The sequence below is a fragment of the Streptomyces sp. NPDC058985 genome, assembly GCF_042740985.1.
In the GTDB taxonomy this organism is placed as follows: Bacteria; Actinomycetota; Actinomycetes; order Streptomycetales; family Streptomycetaceae; genus Streptomyces.
In genome coordinates, this window is sequence record NZ_JBHYJX010000034.1 from 1 (window position 1) to 15,569 (window position 15,569).

Here is a 15,569-nt window from a genome sequence, read left to right on the forward strand (position 1 = left end):
AGCAGGGGCAGCGGGTCGGAGGAGGTGACCAGCTCGCGCAGCGGATGGCGGGCCAGCACCGCGTCCACCTCCGGCGTCAACGCCGCCGCCAGCCGGGTGGCCACGGGCAGCGTGTCGTCGAGCAGGGCTTCCGAGGCGGCCAGCAGCACCGAGCGCTCCGAGGCCCCCGGCACGCCCGCCGCGGCCCGCCGGTACAGCTCGGCCCCCTCCTCGAGCACGAGGCCGGCGTCGATGCCGGCCGGGATCTTGATGCGCGCGTGGTGCCGCCAGGTGGAGACGGGGTCGCTCCACGCCTCCACCCGGTAGGTCCAGTTGCCCGGCGCGTCCGGGGTGACCTCGGCGCCCCAGCGGTCGGTGCCGGGCGCCAGCTCCCGCATCGGCGTCCACGGGCCCGGCCGGCCCTCCGGGTCCTTCAGCACGACGTTGGCGGCGACCGCGTCGTGTCCCTCCCGGAACACGGAGGCGGAGACCTCGAACGTCTCCCCCGTCACCGCCTTCGCCGGCCGCCTGCCGTGCTCCACCACCGGGTGGACGTCCCGTACCGGGATACGTCCGATGCCCACGGTCGTAGTCATCCGTTCTCACCTCCGCCGTGCTCGGGGCCGGGCGCGCGCCCGGCCGATGGGGTCAGGCCGCGCCGGAGGGGGTCATCGGCCCCGACGGGGCGAAACGTTCCGGCTGCTCCTGCGCATGGGTGACCAGGTTCGTCCGCAGATACCTCTCGGCGGCGTCGGCTGCCTCGCGCGCGCACCGCTTTCCCATCAGCACGCAGAGGGTGTAGCCGGCGTCCTCGAAGGTGGTACGGACCGTGACGTCCGTGGGGGACACCAGCATCGAGCGTTCCCAGGCGCGGTAATGCCGCAGCTGCCGGGCGACTTCGCTCTTCGCGGGGAGCAGCATGGCCGGTCACCTTCCGGACGGTCCGGTGGTACGGACGATCGAGTTCTTCACACATGGTGCACGGGTGGTGACGCGCCGTCTTGTTGGATCTTCAACCTTCTCTTCGACCGTCCGCGCCCCGCTTTCCCCCCCGTTTGCCGGGGTTCGGCGCTCGTGTTGCACGAATGGACTACCGCTCCCACTCTGGAGTGACTCAGAAGCGATCAGCGCTCACGCTTCGTGATCGGGGAGTCCGTCCCCCAAGGGACGGCAGGAGCGGGAGCCTTCGCGGTGAGGAGCCACGACGATGAAGACCGCAGTGCCCTGCTACTACCACCTCGACGTGGAAGTGAGCCCCGAACGGGTCGGACAGGTCAGGCGCATCCTGGCCGCTCACCTCCGGTTCTGGAACCTGGAGAACCTCGTCGACCCCGTCTGTTCGGGTGCGGAGATGCTGCTTCGGGCGATCGACGAGCACGCGAGCGACAAGAACACGTCGATCGAGATGTGGTGGAACCACCAGCACCTCATCACGGCCGTAGCGGGCAACGACCACGCCCTCCGCCCCGACCAGGACCTGCGCACCTGCCTCCAGCACCTCGCCGCGCACAGCGACGGCTGGGGCTGCTGCGCCACCGACACCGGGGCGAAGGTCATCTGGTTCTCCCGGCGCGCCCGGTCCGCCGAACGCGTCCCGCTGGTGGCCACGTCCCCGGAGCCGATCACCCAGGAGGGCCTGGAAGTGCCGCGCGAGGTCATGCCGGTGGCCCGGCTGGCCCGCCCGGCGGCCGGCATGCTGGAGGAGGCCCGGTGACCCGCGAGCGGCCGAACTGGCAGGGGTCGCCCGTGTGGAGCGGGCTCCCCTATCCGCTGGGCGCCGCCTTCGACGGACAGGGCACCAACTTCGCGCTGTTCAGCGAGGTCGCCGAACGGGTCGACCTGGTGCTCGTCGACGACGACGGCACCCACAGCACGATCGCGCTGCCCGAGGTCGACGGCTTCGTCTGGCACTGCTACCTGCCCGGCGTCGGCCCGGGGCAGCGGTACGGCTACCGGGTCCACGGTCCGTGGGCCCCGGCGGTCGGCCACCGCTGCAACCCCGCGAAACTCCTCCTCGACCCCTACACCCGCGCGGTGGACGGGCGGGTGGACAACCACGCCTCCCTCTTCGAGCGGGCGCCGGGCAGACCCGACCCGGGCGACAGCGCCGGGCACACCATGCTCGGCGTCGTCACCGACCCTTTCTTCGACTGGGGCGACGACCGACCGCCCAGGCGCCGGTACGCGGAGTCCGTGATCTACGAGGCGCACGTCCGAGGGCTCAGCCGCACCCACCCCGACGTCCCGCCGGAACTGCGCGGCACCTACGCCGGGCTGGCGCACCCGGCGGTCGTGGAGCACCTGACGTCCCTCGGCGTGACCGCCGTGGAGCTGATGCCGGTGCACCAGTTCGTGCACGACGGGGTGCTCCAGGACCGGGGCCTGTCCAACTACTGGGGCTACAACACCATCGGCTTCTTCGCGCCCCACAACGGCTACGCCGCCCTCGGCACCCGCGGTCAGCAGGTCACCGAGTTCAAGTCGATGGTCAAGACGCTGCACGAGGCCGGCCTCGAAGTGATCCTCGACGTGGTCTACAACCACACCGCCGAGGGCAACGAGCAGGGCCCCAGCCTCTCCTTCCGGGGCATCGACAACGCCTCGTACTACCGCCTGGTGGACGGCGACTGGCAGCACTACTACGACACCACCGGCACCGGCAACAGCCTGCTGATGAGGCACCCCTACGTCCTCCAGCTCATCATGGACTCGCTGCGCTACTGGGTGACCGAGATGCACGTCGACGGCTTCCGCTTCGACCTCGCGGCCACCCTGGCCCGGCAGTTCCACGAGGTGGACCGGCTGTCGGCGTTCTTCGACCTCATCCAGCAGGACCCGGTGATCAGCCGCGTCAAACTGATCGCCGAGCCCTGGGACGTCGGCGAGGGCGGCTACCAGGTCGGCAACTTCCCGTCGCTGTGGTCGGAGTGGAACGGCAAGTACCGGGACGCCGTACGGGACTTCTGGCGCTCCGAGGAACACACCCTCGGCGAGTTCGCCTCCCGGCTGACCGGCTCGTCCGACCTGTACCAGCACAGCCGGCGCCGTCCCCGCGCCAGCGTCAACTTCGTCACCGCGCACGACGGGTTCACCCTGCGCGACCTCGTCTCCTACAACGACAAGCACAACGAGGCCAACGGTGAGGACAACCAGGACGGCGAGAGCCACAACCGGTCCTGGAACTGCGGCGCCGAGGGCGCGACCAGGGACCCGGCCGTCCGGGAACTGCGCGGCCGCCAGCAGCGCAACTTCCTCGCCACGCTGCTGTTCTCCCAGGGCATCCCGATGCTCTGCCACGGCGACGAACTGGGCCGCACCCAGCGCGGCAACAACAACGCCTACTGCCAGGACAACGAGATCTCCTGGATCGACTGGCGGCTGGACGACGAGCAGCGCGCCCTCCTGGACTTCTCCCGGCGGGTCATCGCGCTGCGCGCCGACCACCCCGTGCTGCGCCGGCGCCGGTTCTTCCTCGGCGACACGGTCACCCGCGCGGACCAGCCGCTGCCCGACCTGGTGTGGCTGCTGCCGGACGCCACGGAGATGACCGACGCCGACTGGCAGCGCTCCGACGCGCACGCCGTCGGCGTCTTCCTCAACGGCGACGCCATCGCCGAACCCGACCCGTGCGGACGGCCGGTGGTCGACGACTCCTTCCTGCTGCTGTTCAACAGCCACTGGGAGGCCGCCGGCTTCCGGCTGCCCGGCGCGGCCTACGGAGAGCGCTGGACGGCCCTGGTCGACACCGCCGACCCCGAGGGCCTCCCCGACGAGGCGGAGCACAAGGCGGACACGGTGGTGACCGTCGAGCAGCGCAGTCTGGTGCTGCTCTCCCGGCCGTCCCGCACCGGCCGGTGAGCCGGTGAGGTCAGTTGCCGAGGCGGCGCGCGGTCACCGTGAACTGCGCGCCGTCGGCGTCCCGGAGCACGCCCTCGTCGCCGCTCAGGGAGAGCACACTGCCGCCGTGCAGCTCCGCCGCCCGGGCGCACGCCCCGACGTCGTCCACCGCGAAGTGGACCTGCCAGTGCGGCCGTACGGCCGGGTCCGGGGCCGCCTCCAGGGCGCCGGACTCGATCCGGGCCACGACGTCGCCCTGATGGCGCAGGACCACCTCGTCGCCCTCGTAGCGGACCTCGCAGCAGCCCTCGCCCGACGCCCAGTCGAAGATCTCACCGTAGAAGATGGCGGCGTCGAAGGCGTCACGCGTGTGCAGGCGGATGAACGCGGGGCGCGACCTGCGCCAGGCGTCCCACTCGGTGAACAGCTCGCCCTCCCAGATCCCGAAGGTCGCGCCGTCCCGGTCGGCGAGCAGCGCCGCCCGCCCGGGCGGCAGGGAGATCGGCCCGACCGCGGCGGTTCCGCCGCGCTCCTGCGCCCGCGACACGGCCTCGTCCGCGCTGCGCACGGCGAAGTACGGCGTCCACGCCACCGCCATCTGCCACATCGCGGCCACCGCGGCGATCCCGGCGACCGGCACCGCGTCGGCCAGCGCGATGCGGAAGGGCTCGCCCAGCTTGCCGGGCCGCCACTGCCAGCCCAGCACGGCGGAGTAGAACTCCTCGGTGGCCTTCAGGTCACGGCTGGTGAGACTCACCCAGCAGGGCGCCCCGTACACGGAGTGCGTGGACATCAGGCTGTCCGCGCCGGCGGGGTGGGTCATGTCGTGGTTCATGGCAGTCGCGTCCTGGTCTCGTCCACCGGCAGCCACCGGCTCCACACCAGTGTCCGGCCGGGAGTGCGGCGGGCGCCTGCCGAGTACCCCGGCGGCGACGCCGAAACGGTGGCGCGGACGCCCCGTACGGCCCAGTGGCGGGACGCCCCGGGGGTCGCGACCATGGAGGCGGCGCAGCGGTCCCGCGCGGCACAGGCGGCGGTGACCCGCCGGATCCGGAGGTGACCATGTCCACGGACACGGGCTCGGACCAGGTCTTCCAGCTGCAGGAGCAGGTCCGGCAGCTGAAGGAGGCGGTCGTCTCGCACGCCGTCGTGGACCAGGCCATCGGGATGATCGTCGTCCTGGGCCGGGTCGCACCCGACCAGGGGTGGATCATCCTGCGCGAGGTCTCCCAGCACACGAACGTCAAACTCCGCGATGTCGCGGAGACGATCCTCGCCTGGGGGCGCACCGGAGTGATGCCGCCGCGGATACGGGCCGCGCTGGAGGACACCCTGGACCGGCAGTGCCCCACCCGTGTCCCCGGCGCCCCGACGGAGCGCTGAGACCCCTCAGCGGGCCTCCGTCAGGATCTCCTCGCGGATCCGGTCGAAGCAGCCGGTGAGCAGCCGGGAGACGTGCATCTGGGAGATGCCGAGCTGCTGCGCGATGCGGCTCTGCGTCATGCCGCCGAAGAAGCGCAGGTAGAGGATGGTGCGCTCGCGTTCGGGCAGCGCCTCCAGGCAGGGCCGGACGGCCACCCGGTCCACCACCGCGTCGAACGCCGGATCGGGACCGCCGAGCGCGTCCCCGAGGGCGTACCCGTCGGTGCCGGGCATCTCCGCCTCCAGCGACAGGGCGGTGAAGCACTCCAGGGCCTCCATGCCGGTCCGGACCTCGACCGTGGTCAGCTGCGCGTGCTCGGCGATCTCCTCCACGGTCGGCGCGCGTCCCGGCGTGGTCTGCGCCAGCTCCTTCGCCGAGCGGCGCACCCGGTTGCGCAGGTCCTGGATCCGGCGCGGCACGTGCAGGGTCCACATGTGGTCGCGGAAGTGCCGCTTGATCTCGCCGGTCACGGTCGGCACGGCGTACGCCTCGAAGGCGTGGCCGCGTTCCGGGTCGTAGTGGTCGACGGCCTTGACCAGCCCGAGGGCCGCCACCTGGTAGAGGTCCTCCAGATTCTCGCCGCGGCCCCGGAAGCGTACGGCGATCCGCTCCGCCATCGGGAGCCAGCTCCGGATCAGTTCGTCCCGCAGCGCCCGGCGCTCGGGTCCCTCGGGCAGCCCGGCGAGCCGGTCGAACGCGGCGGCGGTGTCGGGGGCGTCGTCGTGCGGGTGGGGCTTGGTACGGCCGGCGACACGCATCACGCGCACCTCCCTCGGCAGGGGTGCTGGCAACTCCTCGTACATATGGATACTGAGCGCGTTTGGGCCGGACGGCCACTCGAACGGCCGCGGGCCGGTGATCGGCACGGCGGACGGGCCGGAAGTGATGTGCGGCACGCTCCCCGTGATCGTCCGGCGCGGGCCCCGGCGGATCCTTCCTGGGCAGCGCTTGATCACCGATCAGAAGGCACGAAATCCCTGGCCACAGCCCATTCCGCTCATTTGACAGTGCACTGAGCGCACAGATAGGAAGCAGCGTCGAGAGGTCGAGAGGGGCACCGTGTACGAGCCGAACGTGGTCGGGGACTGGCAGGAGTACGACGAGCACGCCGGCCTGCGGGTCCGCGTCCACCGTCTTGAGCCGGCCGAGCCGCCGCGTGGGCGCGACGACGCCGCCGAGGGGCTGACGTACTTCTGTGTCCGAGTGACCGTCGAGAACCGGGGCGCCGGGCACCTCGGCATCCACCTGGAGGACGGCCAGATCGACGTCCGGATCGGCCCCGACGGTGAGAGCGCCTTCCTCGACTGGCGCAACTCCCAGTTCATCGAGGGTTTCGACGTCTACCCGCTGCGCCGGGCCACCGCCGTGCTCTACGCGGCCGGCCCGGAGCCGAGCCTCGGGCAGGTGGACGTCCAGGTCCAGCTGCGGGTGGACGAGGAGTGGGCCGACCGCCGGCTGTGGAGCGGCGGCCTCGGTCTGCCCGACCCGGCCGCCGGGGCGGCCCCGGGCGCGGTGCGGGGCGAGGAGCTGGCGCACCAGGTGAGCGCCTTCCTGCGGGGGCAGGCGGAGGATGGCTCCGCCTGATCCGCCGGGCGGGCGCGGCCGGGCCGCGGCGCCTCAGTGCGCGATGCCGTCGATGATCTCGCGGGCGCCCTGCCGCAGCAGCGCCACGGCGACCGAGGTGCCCAGGGTGGCCGGGTCGAGCCGGCCGGCCCACTCGTGGGCGTTCAGTCGCGTCTTGCCGTCCGGGGTGAACACACAGGCCCGCAGCGAGAGTTCCCCGCTCCGGTCCACGCGGGCGTACCCGGCGATCGGGCTGTTGCAGTGCCCCTGGAGAACGTGCAGGAACATGCGCTCCGCCGTCGCCTCCCGGTGCGTTCGCGGATGGCCGAGGCCGCTGACCGCGTCGATCAGGGCGGTGTCGTCCTCGCGGCACTGAAGGGCGAGGATGCCCGCGCCGATCGGCGGCATCATCGTCTCGGGGGAGAGGACCTCGCTGACCACGTCACGGCGGCCGATGCGCTCCAGGCCGGAGACCGCGAGCAGCAGCGCGTCCGCCTCACCGGCGGCGAGCTTCGCCAGCCGCCGGTTGGCGTTGCCCCGGAACGGCACGCACCGCAGCTGCGGGTGGGTGGCGGCCAGCTGCGCGACGCGGCGCACCGAGGAGGTGCCGACCCGGGTACCGGCCGGCAGCTCGTCCAGGGTGAGCCCCTCCGGGTGGACGAGGGCGTCCCTGATGTCGTCGCGCTCCAGGAAGGCGGCGAACACCGTGCCGGCGGGCAGTGGCCGGTCGGCGGGCACGTCCTTGACGCAGTGCACGGCGAGATCGGCCTCGCCCGACAGCAGGGCGGCGTCCACCTCCTTGGTGAACGCGCCCTTGCCCTCCACCAGCGACAGGTCGCCGAGCCACTTGTCGCCGGTGGTCTTCACCGGGACGACCTCGGTGCGCACGCCGGGGTGGAGGGCGGCCAGCTCCCCCCGGACGCGCTCGACCTGAGCGAGGGCCATGGGGGAGTCGCGCGAGACGATACGGATCAGTTCGGGGACGGACATGCGCACACGATAGTGCTCACCGGGGTGCCCGGGTCGCGTGGTTCGCCCGACCGGCCGGGTGTCGTCCGTCTCCGAGGGCGTCCCGTTCGGGCGTCCGTCCGTCAGGCGTTCGGGTCGAAGGGGATGCCGGAGGGCTTGGCGGCCGCCAGGTGGGAGGCGAAGCTGCCGTCCTTCAGGCCGAAGTGGGCGCTGCCGAAGTCGTGGGAGGCCAACTTGTCGCGCACACCCGCCGGGTAGCCGTTCCAGCCCACCAGCGCCGGGTACTGCCAGCCGCCCTTGTGGTTCTCCGGCGGCTCGTCGCCCGCGGTCGCCAGGCGGAAGCAGTGGGTGCTGATGCCGTCCTTGTGGTAGACGATCTTCGGGTGGGTGCCGTCGAAGCGGACCGCCGAACGCGCGTGCACGCTGAACGAGCCGTGGTTGGAGGTCGAGACGTACTGCACCGCCCCGTCCCGCACCCACACCACCACGTGCTCCCAGTCGTGCCGGTGGCCGCCCAGGCTGCTGCCGGGCAGTGCCTGGTCCTTCTCGAAGTACAGGCCGTACATGTAGGCGCACCACCCGTTGTTGCACTTGGCGCGCGCGTAGCCGTTGGTGTTGTCCAGGTCGGCCGCGTCCCGGCAGTTGCCGTTGAGCGCGCCGGTCGGCTTGAGCCCGCCGTTGACCGTTCCGTCGGCGCCGATGGCCGGCGTGGGGTAGCAGCCGTCGGTGTCGTAGTCGTAGGCCGGCTGGTACGTCTGCTCCAGGGCGTCCGCGCCTGCGGGCAGTCCGGGCGGCGGGGCGGCGAACGCGCTGGTGGGGAAGGCGACGACGAGGGCGAGGGCACCGAGCGGTGCGGTGAGCCATCTCAGGCGACGGGGGGTGGCGGTACGCGGGGGCATCGCGTTCTCCTCTGCGGGCGCAGCCCAACGGCTGTGGGGGGAAGGGGAGTTCAGGTTCCCGTCTTTCCACTCCCGCGCCAAGGGCGCCCGGGCGTCACCGCGGTGAAGTGCTGCCCAATGGATGATGCTCCGTCACGCGTTCATCCCGGGTCGTCCGGAATGTCGGCCGCCGACTCCTCGGGCGCCAGGTCCGGGCGGAGTCTGAGCCAGGACGGCTGGCGGAGTATGCCCTCCCGGGTGCGGGTGCTGTAGCGGACCTCGCCGACCAGCCGGGGGACGACCCAGCGCGCTCCCGGTACGGCCGGCACCGGGTCGAAGGGGCAGACGTCCGTGGCCGCCGCCCCGAGCAGGGCCGCCAGTTCGGCACGCTCGGCCGCGCTCCAGCCGGTGCCGACGCCGCCGACGTAGCGCAGCCGTCCCCCGGCGCGCTGGCCGACCAGGAGGGCGCCGGGCAGGCCCGTGAGGTGTCCTTTGCCGGGCAGCCAGCCGCCGACCACGACGTCCTCGCTGTGCATGTTGCGGATCTTGATCCAGGCGCGGGAGCGGACCCCCGGTTCGTACACCGAGTCCAGCCGCTTGCACACCAGCCCCTCCAGGCCGTGCTCGCGGGTGGCGCGCAGGGCCTGTGCGCCGTGGCCGACCAGTGCGGCGGGGGTGGACCAGGCGGGACCGGCGAGGCCGAGGTCCGTCAGCCGCTCGCGGCGGCCGGTGTAGGGCAGGCGCAGCAGGGACTCGCCCGCCAGGTGCAGCGCGTCGAACAGCACGAGGTGGACGGGGACCCTGGCCGCCCGGTGCGCCGCCCGTGCGGGGGCGTGCGCGAGGCCCATCCGGGACTGGAGCAACTGGAAGTCGGCGCGGCCCTGTTCGTCCAGCGCCAGCACCTCGCCGTCCAGGACCGCGGGGGTGGCGCCGAGGGCGGTGGCGAGCGGTGCCAGTTCGGGATAGGCGGCGGTGATGTCGTGGCCGGAGCGGGCGCGCAGCAGCAGGCTGCCGTCGCCGGGCAGGTAGACCACCACCCGCTGGCCGTCCTGCTTCGTCTCGTAGGCCCAGCGCCCGTCCAGCGCGGCGGGCGGCAGGACGCCGGGGGTGGCGAGCATGGGCGGGATCTGCGGCAGCTCCACGGGTCAGTTCTCGACGCGCCGGGCCGCCGTCACGCGCCCCGCCCGCCAGGTTCGCCTGAACGGCGCCGCTCCCCACACAGGGGCCGGCGCCGTCGCCGTCAGTGGGCGGAGGCGGCCCGCGCCGCGGCACCGTCGGCCGCCGCCGGGTGCGCCGCCCCGGCGGAGGAGCGGTGGCGCGGGATGAACGACGCGAGCACGAGGGCGAGCAGTGCGGCGCCCGCGCCGATGCCCATGACCACCTTGAACGCGTTCTCGGAGGGCAGGGCGAAGCCGCCGAGCGTGACCGTCATCTGGGCCAGGATCACGCCGGCGATGGCGCTGGCCACCGAGGTGCCGATGGACCGCATGAGCGTGTTGAGGCTGTTCGCGGCGGCCGTCTCACTGGCCGGCACCGCACCCATGATCAGCGCCGGCATGGCGCCGTAGGTGAAGCCGATGCCCGCGCCGATGACGCAGGAGACCAGCACCAGGTGCCAGACCTCGGACATCAGCACGATGTTGAGCCCGTAGCCGCCCGCGACGATCAGGGCGCCGATCATCAGGGTCACCTTGGGGCCCCGGGACTTGGACACCTTCGCGGAGACCGGGGCGAACGCCATCATCACCAGCCCGGACGGCGCCATCACCAGGCCCGCCGTCAGCAGGGACCGGCCCAGACCGTAACCGGTGGCCTCGGGCAACTGGAGGAGCTGCGGAAGTACCAGGGACATGGCGAACATGGAGAAGCCGACGGCTATCGACGCCAGGTTGGTGAACAGCACCTGTCGGCGGGCGGTGGTGCGCAGGTCGACCAGCGGCCGCGGGGTGCGCAGCTCCCACCGGCCCCACACCAGCAGGATCACCACGGCCGCCGCGAACAGGCCGAGGGTGGTGCCGCTGCTCCAGCCCCAGTCGGCGCCCTTGGAGATCGCCAGCAGCAGGCAGACCAGACCGGCCGCCATGCCGAGGGCGCCGGGCACGTCGAAGCGGCCGCCGGTGCGCACCGCCGACTCCGGTACCAGGGCCAGCACCAGCACCAGGGCGACGGCGCCGAGCGCGCCGGAGACCCAGAACAGCATGTGCCAGTCGAGGTTGTCCGCGATCAGTGCCGCGGCGGGCAGGCCGAGCGCGCCGCCCACCCCGAGCGAGGCGCTCATCAGGGCCGTGGCGCCGGCCAGCCGCTCGGCGGGCAGCTCGTCGCGCATGATGCTGATGCCCAGCGGGATCACGGCGGCGGAGAGTCCCTGCATGGCGCGTCCGACGACCATCGGGACCAGGGTGTCGCTCAGTCCGCAGATCGCCGAGCCGACGATCAGCAGCACCAGGCTGAGCAGCAGCATGCGCCGCTTGCCCGCCATGTCGCCGAGCCGCCCGACGACCGGGGTGGCCACCGCGGCGGCGAGCAGCGTGGCGGTCACCGCCCAGGCCGCGTCCGAGGCGGGGGCGTCCAGCAGCTTGGGCAGCTCCGGGGCGATCGGGATGACCAGGGTCTGCATCAGCGAGACGACGATGCCGGCCAGGGCCAGTACCGCCACCACGGCGTTCGGCCGCGGTGCGGCGGGGGAAGCGGGCATGGATGAGCCTTTCGGGCGACGAGCGCGAGAGTCTGGGAGCGAAGGTTTAAGTCAGTCGCTTGAAGTATCGTACGGGGTGGGGAGAGGGCACGCCCGTCCAGGTCGCGCGACGGCCCGGCACGGGCGCCCCGTAGGCTTCCGTGTGAACGCGCCGCATGGCGGCGGACCTGCGACGACTCCAGGGACCGGTCGTCGCGGGCCGCAAGGAGAGTCCCGGTGGTGGTGATCATGGCGGGCAGGACGGTCCGGACCGAACAGGCCGGCGCGACCCGGCAGCTGATCCTCGTCACCGCCGAGCGGCTCTTCGCCGAGCACGGCGTGTACGCCGTCTCCAACCGGCAGGTCAGCGAGGCCGCGGGCCAGGGCAACAACGCGGCGGTCGGCTACCACTTCGGCACCAAGGCCGACCTCGTCCGCGCCGTGGCCAAGCGCCACTCGGTCCGCGTCGAGGAGCTGCGGGCCCGCCAGCTCGCCGCCCTCGGCGACTCGACGGACCTGCGCGACTGGGTGGACTGCCTGGTCCGGCCGCAGTTCGACCACCTGGCGGCGCTGGGCGGCCCCACCTGGTACGCCCGGTTCTGCGCCCAGGTCATGACCGACCCGGCGCTGCGGGAGATCATGGTCGAGGAGTCCCGCGCCTCCCCCTCGCTGCGCGAGATCATCGCCGGACGCGACCGCTGCATGCCCGCCCTGCCGGACGAGGTCCGCGCCGAACGGGGCGACATGGCGCGCCATCTCATCGTGCACGTGGCGGCCGAGCGGGAACGCGCCCTCGCCGAGGGGCGCCCCACGCCGCGGGCCGGCTGGCAGGAGGCCGCCGACGGGCTGGTCGACGCGATCGTGGGCATGTGGCTGGCGCCCGTCACACCCCGGGGCGGGGCGTGACGGGCGCGCGGTGACGGGCGGGCGGCCTCACTGCCGGTCCTTACCGTCGAGTAATATCGCGCGGCAGGCCCCCAGAGGAGGAACCGTGTCCCGGTCCGAACGCTCACCCCTGCTGCTCGCCGGTCTGCTGGCGACCGCGGGCGCCGCCCATTTCGCCCAGCCCCGCACCTTCGACGCGATCGTCCCGCGCTCCCTGCCCGGCTCGCCCCGGGCGTGGACGTACGCCAGTGGCGTCGCCGAACTCGCGCTGGCCGCCGGCGTCGCCCTCCCGCGCACCCGCAAGGCGGCCGCGCTGACCGCGGCGGCCTTCTTCGTCGGGGTGTTCCCCGCCAACGCCAAGATGGCCTGGGACTGGCGGCACCGCCCCGCACCCCTGAGGGCGGCCGCCTACGGCCGGCTCCCCGTGCAGGTGCCGCTGGTGCTGTGGGCCCGCGGCGTCGCCAAGGGCAGCGAGGGCCGGTCATGAGCCGTACGCCCGCCGTCGGCGACACCGTCGAGGACTTCACGCTGCCCGACGAGACCGGCACCCCGCGCCGCCTGTCCGAACTGCTCGCCGACGGCCCGGTCGTCCTGTTCTTCTATCCCGCCGCCCTGACCGCCGGCTGCACCGCGGAAGCCTGTCACTTCCGCGATCTCGCCGCCGAGTTCGCGGCCGTCGGCGCCCGCCCCGTCGGCGTCAGCGGCGACACCGTCGAGAAGCAGCAGGAGTTCACCGGACGCCACATCCTCGGCATGCCGCTGCTCTCCGACACCGACGGCGCCGTCCGCGAGCGGTTCGGGGTGAAGCGGGGGTTCAGCATGGCCCCGACCAAGCGGGTCACCTTCGTGATCGGCCGGGACCGCACCCTGCTGGAGGTCGTGCGCAGCGAGATCAGGATGAACACGCACGCCGACCGCGCCCTGGCCGCCCTACGGGCGCACGGGGCCTGACGGGGCCGGTCACCCCCCGTCCCGGTTGATACCGCTCAGTCCAGGGATGATCCTGGACGGATGGAGGAAGTCTCCGCCGCGATGACCGTCGACGCCCGTGGAAGGGTGACGGGGTGGAGCGACGGCGCGCGGCGGCTCACCGGGTACCGGGCCGAAGAGGTCGTGGGACGCGCCGCGCGGGAGCTGCTCGCGCGGGACGTGCCCTCCGGCACCCTGTCCGGCACCGCCGAGATCCGGCACCGGGACGGTTGCACGGTGCTTCTGCGGCTGCGCTCCTGCCCGCTGCTGGGCGCCGACGGCGAACCGCTCGGCCACGCCGTGACCGCCGCCCCCGAGGGCCCGGGGCACGGCCTGATCGAGGAGGCCGTCCAGCAGGCGTCCGTGTCGATGGCCGTCCTCGACCTCGACCTGCGCTTCCTGCACGCCAACGCCACCACGTGCCGCATGATGGGCCGCCCCGCCGAAGAGCTGGTCGGCCGCAGCCTCCCCGAGGCCCTGGCCCGGACCGGGACCGGCCGGGGGACCTTCCTGCACCACCTGCGGCTCGCCGCCGAGCGCGGCCGGCCCGTCCAGTACGAGAGCTACGCGCCGGCCCCCGCCGGCACCCGCCCGCACGCCTGGACCGTCGAGATCTGGCCGGTCCACGACGCGTCCGGCGCGCTCGCCGCCGTCGCCGTGGCCGCGCTGGAGAGCACCGAGCAGCACCGGGCGCGGGAGCGGCTGGCACTCCTGAACGCCGCCGGCGCGGTCGGCAGCACCCTCGACGTCGTGCGCACCGCCGAGGAACTCGTCGGCCTGCTCGTGCCGCGGTTCGCCGGCTTCGCCAGCGTCGACCTGCTCGACTGGACCCTCGGCACCGACGAGCCCGTCGCGGTGGCCACCGAGGACGGCGAGCTGCGCCGGGTGGCCCACGCCTGGGCGACCGAGGGCTTCCCCACCCCCGCCGTGCATCTGGGCCAGAACGAGGTCTACCCGCCCTACGCCCCGCCCGCCCGAGCGATGCGGGAGGGCCGCGTCGTCCTCAGCGGGCCCGGCGACCCCGACTTCGACCGCTGGCTGCGGATGCGCGCGGCCGAGACCCCGCACAACCGTCCGTTCCGCGAAGCCGTCTGCTCGCTCCTGTCCGTCCCGCTGCGGGCCCGCGGCACCACGCTGGGCGTGGCCGTCGCCGCCCGGACCGCGCCCAGGGAGCCGTACGCCGGCGAGGACGCCGTACTGGCCGAGGAACTGGTCGGCCGGGCCGCCGTCTCCGTGGACAACGCCCGCCGCTTCGCCCGCGAACGCGCCACCGCCCTGGCGATCCAGCGCAGCCTGCTGCCCCGGGTTCTGCCCGGCCAGGCGGCGGTCGAGGTGGCCCACCGCTATCTCCCCACCGCGTCGGCGGCCGGCATCGGCGGCGACTGGTTCGACGTGATCCCGTTGTCCGGCACCCGCGTCGGCCTCGTCGTCGGCGACGTCGTGGGCCACGGCATCCCGTCCACGGCGACCATGGGCCGCCTGTGCACGGCCGTCCGCACCCTCGCCGACGTCGACCTGCCGCCCGACGAACTCCTCACCCACCTGGACGACCTCGTGACCCACCTCGCGGCCGTCCGCGAGACGGACGACGGCGGCGAGGTCGCCGAACTGGGCGCCACCTGCCTCTACGCCGTCTATGACCCCGTCTCCCGCCGCCTGGCCCTCGCGGCGGCCGGACACCCCGCGCCCGCGATCCTGCTGCCCGACGGCACCGCGCGGCTCGTCCCCGTGAGCGCCGGACCGCCGCTCGGCGTCGGCGGGCTGCCCTTCGAGGCGACCGAGCTGGAACTGCCCGAGGGCTCCGTGGTCGCCCTCTACACCGACGGACTGGTGGAGGACCGGGAACGCGACCGCGACGTCGACCACGCCACGGCGGAACTGTGCCGGGCCCTGGCCGCGCCCGCGCACTCCCTCGACGCCCTCTGCGACGATGTGCTCAAGGCCGTGCTGCCCGAGGAGCCCGCCGACGACGTCGCGCTGCTGCTGGCGCGCACCCGGGCCCTGGGCGAGGACCGGATCCGCACCTGGGACGTCCACCCCGACCCCGCCCACGTGGCGGCGACCAGGCGGTCCGTCATGGAGCAGCTGACGGTGTGGGGGCTGGACGAGACGGCCTTCGTCACCGAACTCGTCGTCAGCGAACTGGTCACCAACGCCATCCGCTACGGCGAGCCGCCCATCCAGCTGCGCCTCATCCGCCACACCGCGCTCATCTGCGAGGTCTCCGACGCCAGTTCCACCTCACCCCACCTGCGCCGGGCCCACGCCTACGACGAGGGCGGCCGGGGCCTGCTGCTGGTCGCCCAGCTCACCCAGCGCTGGGGCAGCCGGCAGACGGACACCGGCAAGACCATCTGGGCCGAACAGCCCCTGCCCGCGCGGTGACGCGCCC

The 15,569-nt window shown here is 73.4% G+C and carries 17 protein-coding genes; 9 read left to right on the plus strand and 8 right to left on the minus strand.

The annotated features are described in order from the left end of the window. A partial coding sequence (locus ACFW01_RS26030; protein WP_384507141.1) for a maltotransferase domain-containing protein occupies positions 1 to 575 on the minus strand: 575 nt, incomplete at its 3' end. Between the two features lie 52 nt (positions 576 to 627). After that, a complete protein-coding gene (locus ACFW01_RS26035) occupies positions 628 to 900 on the minus strand; it encodes a DUF5133 domain-containing protein (RefSeq protein ID WP_234959780.1) in 273 nt (90 codons plus the stop codon). Positions 901 to 1,186: 286 nt separating this feature from the next. Here ACFW01_RS26035 and ACFW01_RS26040 point away from each other — a divergent pair, with 286 nt between their 5' ends. Together ACFW01_RS26040 and glgX are read left to right on the plus strand one after the other, a co-directional pair. After that, positions 1,187 to 1,693 (plus strand): pep a2, encoded by a 507-nt coding sequence (locus tag ACFW01_RS26040; RefSeq protein ID WP_384507145.1) that lies wholly within the window; start codon positions 1,187 to 1,189, stop codon positions 1,691 to 1,693. Continuing rightward, positions 1,690 to 3,837 (plus strand): glycogen debranching protein GlgX, encoded by a 2,148-nt coding sequence (gene glgX / locus ACFW01_RS26045; protein WP_234959781.1) that lies wholly within the window; start codon positions 1,690 to 1,692, stop codon positions 3,835 to 3,837. Before ACFW01_RS26040 ends, glgX begins: the two co-directional genes overlap by 4 nt. Positions 3,838 to 3,847: 10 nt before the next feature. Here the strand turns inward: glgX and ACFW01_RS26050 are convergent, their stop codons facing one another. Continuing rightward, the gene (locus ACFW01_RS26050; protein ID WP_234959782.1) at positions 3,848 to 4,651 is read right to left on the minus strand and encodes a VOC family protein; all 804 of its coding nucleotides are present in this window, start codon (positions 4,649 to 4,651) and stop codon (positions 3,848 to 3,850) included. Here ACFW01_RS26050 and ACFW01_RS26055 point away from each other — a divergent pair. Together ACFW01_RS26055 and ACFW01_RS26060 are read left to right on the plus strand one after the other, a co-directional pair. Next, the gene (locus ACFW01_RS26055) at positions 4,643 to 4,876 is read left to right on the plus strand and encodes a hypothetical protein (protein ID WP_234959783.1); all 234 of its coding nucleotides are present in this window, start codon (positions 4,643 to 4,645) and stop codon (positions 4,874 to 4,876) included. The two genes, ACFW01_RS26050 and ACFW01_RS26055, sit on opposite strands and share 9 nt — an antisense overlap. 2 nt (positions 4,877 to 4,878) lie before the next feature. After that, entirely contained in the window at positions 4,879 to 5,199 is a 321-nt protein-coding gene (locus ACFW01_RS26060) for an ANTAR domain-containing protein (RefSeq protein ID WP_234959784.1), read from the plus strand. Positions 5,200 to 5,205: 6 nt separating this feature from the next. Here the strand turns inward: ACFW01_RS26060 and ACFW01_RS26065 are convergent, their stop codons facing one another. Next, entirely contained in the window at positions 5,206 to 5,997 is a 792-nt protein-coding gene (locus ACFW01_RS26065; RefSeq protein ID WP_234959946.1) for a SigB/SigF/SigG family RNA polymerase sigma factor, read from the minus strand. A gap of 301 nt (positions 5,998 to 6,298) precedes the next feature. Between ACFW01_RS26065 and ACFW01_RS26070 the strand changes: the two genes are divergently transcribed. After that, positions 6,299 to 6,823, plus strand: a complete 525-nt coding sequence (locus tag ACFW01_RS26070; protein WP_384507150.1) for a hypothetical protein — start codon at positions 6,299 to 6,301, stop codon at positions 6,821 to 6,823. Between the two features lie 33 nt (positions 6,824 to 6,856). Here the strand turns inward: ACFW01_RS26070 and hemC are convergent, their stop codons facing one another. The 4 genes from hemC to ACFW01_RS26090 form a co-directional block, all read right to left on the minus strand. Next, on the minus strand, positions 6,857 to 7,798 hold the full coding sequence (gene hemC, locus ACFW01_RS26075) for a hydroxymethylbilane synthase (RefSeq protein WP_234959786.1): 942 nt from the start codon (positions 7,796 to 7,798) through the stop codon (positions 6,857 to 6,859). Positions 7,799 to 7,893: 95 nt separating this feature from the next. After that, a complete protein-coding gene (locus tag ACFW01_RS26080) occupies positions 7,894 to 8,670 on the minus strand; it encodes an NPP1 family protein (protein ID WP_384507153.1) in 777 nt (258 codons plus the stop codon). A 140-nt stretch (positions 8,671 to 8,810) separates the two neighbouring features. After that, a complete protein-coding gene (locus ACFW01_RS26085) occupies positions 8,811 to 9,791 on the minus strand; it encodes an ATP-dependent DNA ligase (protein ID WP_384507156.1) in 981 nt (326 codons plus the stop codon). A gap of 98 nt (positions 9,792 to 9,889) precedes the next feature. Beyond that, positions 9,890 to 11,344, minus strand: coding sequence for an MFS transporter (locus ACFW01_RS26090; protein ID WP_384507159.1), 1,455 nt, complete (start codon positions 11,342 to 11,344; stop codon positions 9,890 to 9,892). Between the two features lie 228 nt (positions 11,345 to 11,572). Between ACFW01_RS26090 and ACFW01_RS26095 the strand changes: the two genes are divergently transcribed. From ACFW01_RS26095 to ACFW01_RS26110, 4 genes are all read left to right on the plus strand, one after another. Further along, complete coding sequence (locus ACFW01_RS26095; protein WP_234959947.1) at positions 11,573 to 12,229, plus strand: TetR family transcriptional regulator; 657 nt, start codon at positions 11,573 to 11,575, stop codon at positions 12,227 to 12,229. Positions 12,230 to 12,314: 85 nt separating this feature from the next. Next, the gene (locus tag ACFW01_RS26100; protein WP_122617683.1) at positions 12,315 to 12,695 is read left to right on the plus strand and encodes a DoxX family protein; all 381 of its coding nucleotides are present in this window, start codon (positions 12,315 to 12,317) and stop codon (positions 12,693 to 12,695) included. Next, positions 12,692 to 13,159 carry a peroxiredoxin gene (locus tag ACFW01_RS26105; RefSeq protein ID WP_384507163.1) on the plus strand — a complete coding sequence of 156 codons (468 nt, stop codon included), beginning with the start codon at positions 12,692 to 12,694 and terminating at the stop codon, positions 13,157 to 13,159. The genes ACFW01_RS26100 and ACFW01_RS26105 overlap by 4 nt, the downstream gene beginning before the upstream one ends. 60 nt (positions 13,160 to 13,219) lie before the next feature. Further along, positions 13,220 to 15,562 (plus strand): SpoIIE family protein phosphatase, encoded by a 2,343-nt coding sequence (locus ACFW01_RS26110; RefSeq protein WP_234959791.1) that lies wholly within the window; start codon positions 13,220 to 13,222, stop codon positions 15,560 to 15,562. The last annotated feature ends 7 nt before the right edge of the window (positions 15,563 to 15,569 follow it).

What these genes read in the sequence shown, in the direction of transcription:
- ACFW01_RS26035 (WP_234959780.1), bottom strand. Translation starts at nt 900, where the DNA reads ATGCTGCTCCCCGCGAAGAGCGAAGTCGCCCGGCAGCTGCGGCATTAC.
- ACFW01_RS26040 (WP_384507145.1), top strand. Translation starts at nt 1,187, where the DNA reads ATGAAGACCGCAGTGCCCTGCTACTACCACCTCGACGTGGAAGTGAGC.
- ACFW01_RS26050 (WP_234959782.1), bottom strand. Translation starts at nt 4,651, where the DNA reads ATGAACCACGACATGACCCACCCCGCCGGCGCGGACAGCCTGATGTCC.
- ACFW01_RS26060 (WP_234959784.1), top strand. Translation starts at nt 4,879, where the DNA reads ATGTCCACGGACACGGGCTCGGACCAGGTCTTCCAGCTGCAGGAGCAG.
- ACFW01_RS26065 (WP_234959946.1), bottom strand. Translation starts at nt 5,997, where the DNA reads ATGCGTGTCGCCGGCCGTACCAAGCCCCACCCGCACGACGACGCCCCC.
- ACFW01_RS26080 (WP_384507153.1), bottom strand. Translation starts at nt 8,670, where the DNA reads ATGCCCCCGCGTACCGCCACCCCCCGTCGCCTGAGATGGCTCACCGCA.
- ACFW01_RS26090 (WP_384507159.1), bottom strand. Translation starts at nt 11,344, where the DNA reads ATGCCCGCTTCCCCCGCCGCACCGCGGCCGAACGCCGTGGTGGCGGTA.
- ACFW01_RS26095 (WP_234959947.1), top strand. Translation starts at nt 11,573, where the DNA reads ATGGCGGGCAGGACGGTCCGGACCGAACAGGCCGGCGCGACCCGGCAG.
- ACFW01_RS26105 (WP_384507163.1), top strand. Translation starts at nt 12,692, where the DNA reads ATGAGCCGTACGCCCGCCGTCGGCGACACCGTCGAGGACTTCACGCTG.
- ACFW01_RS26110 (WP_234959791.1), top strand. Translation starts at nt 13,220, where the DNA reads ATGGAGGAAGTCTCCGCCGCGATGACCGTCGACGCCCGTGGAAGGGTG.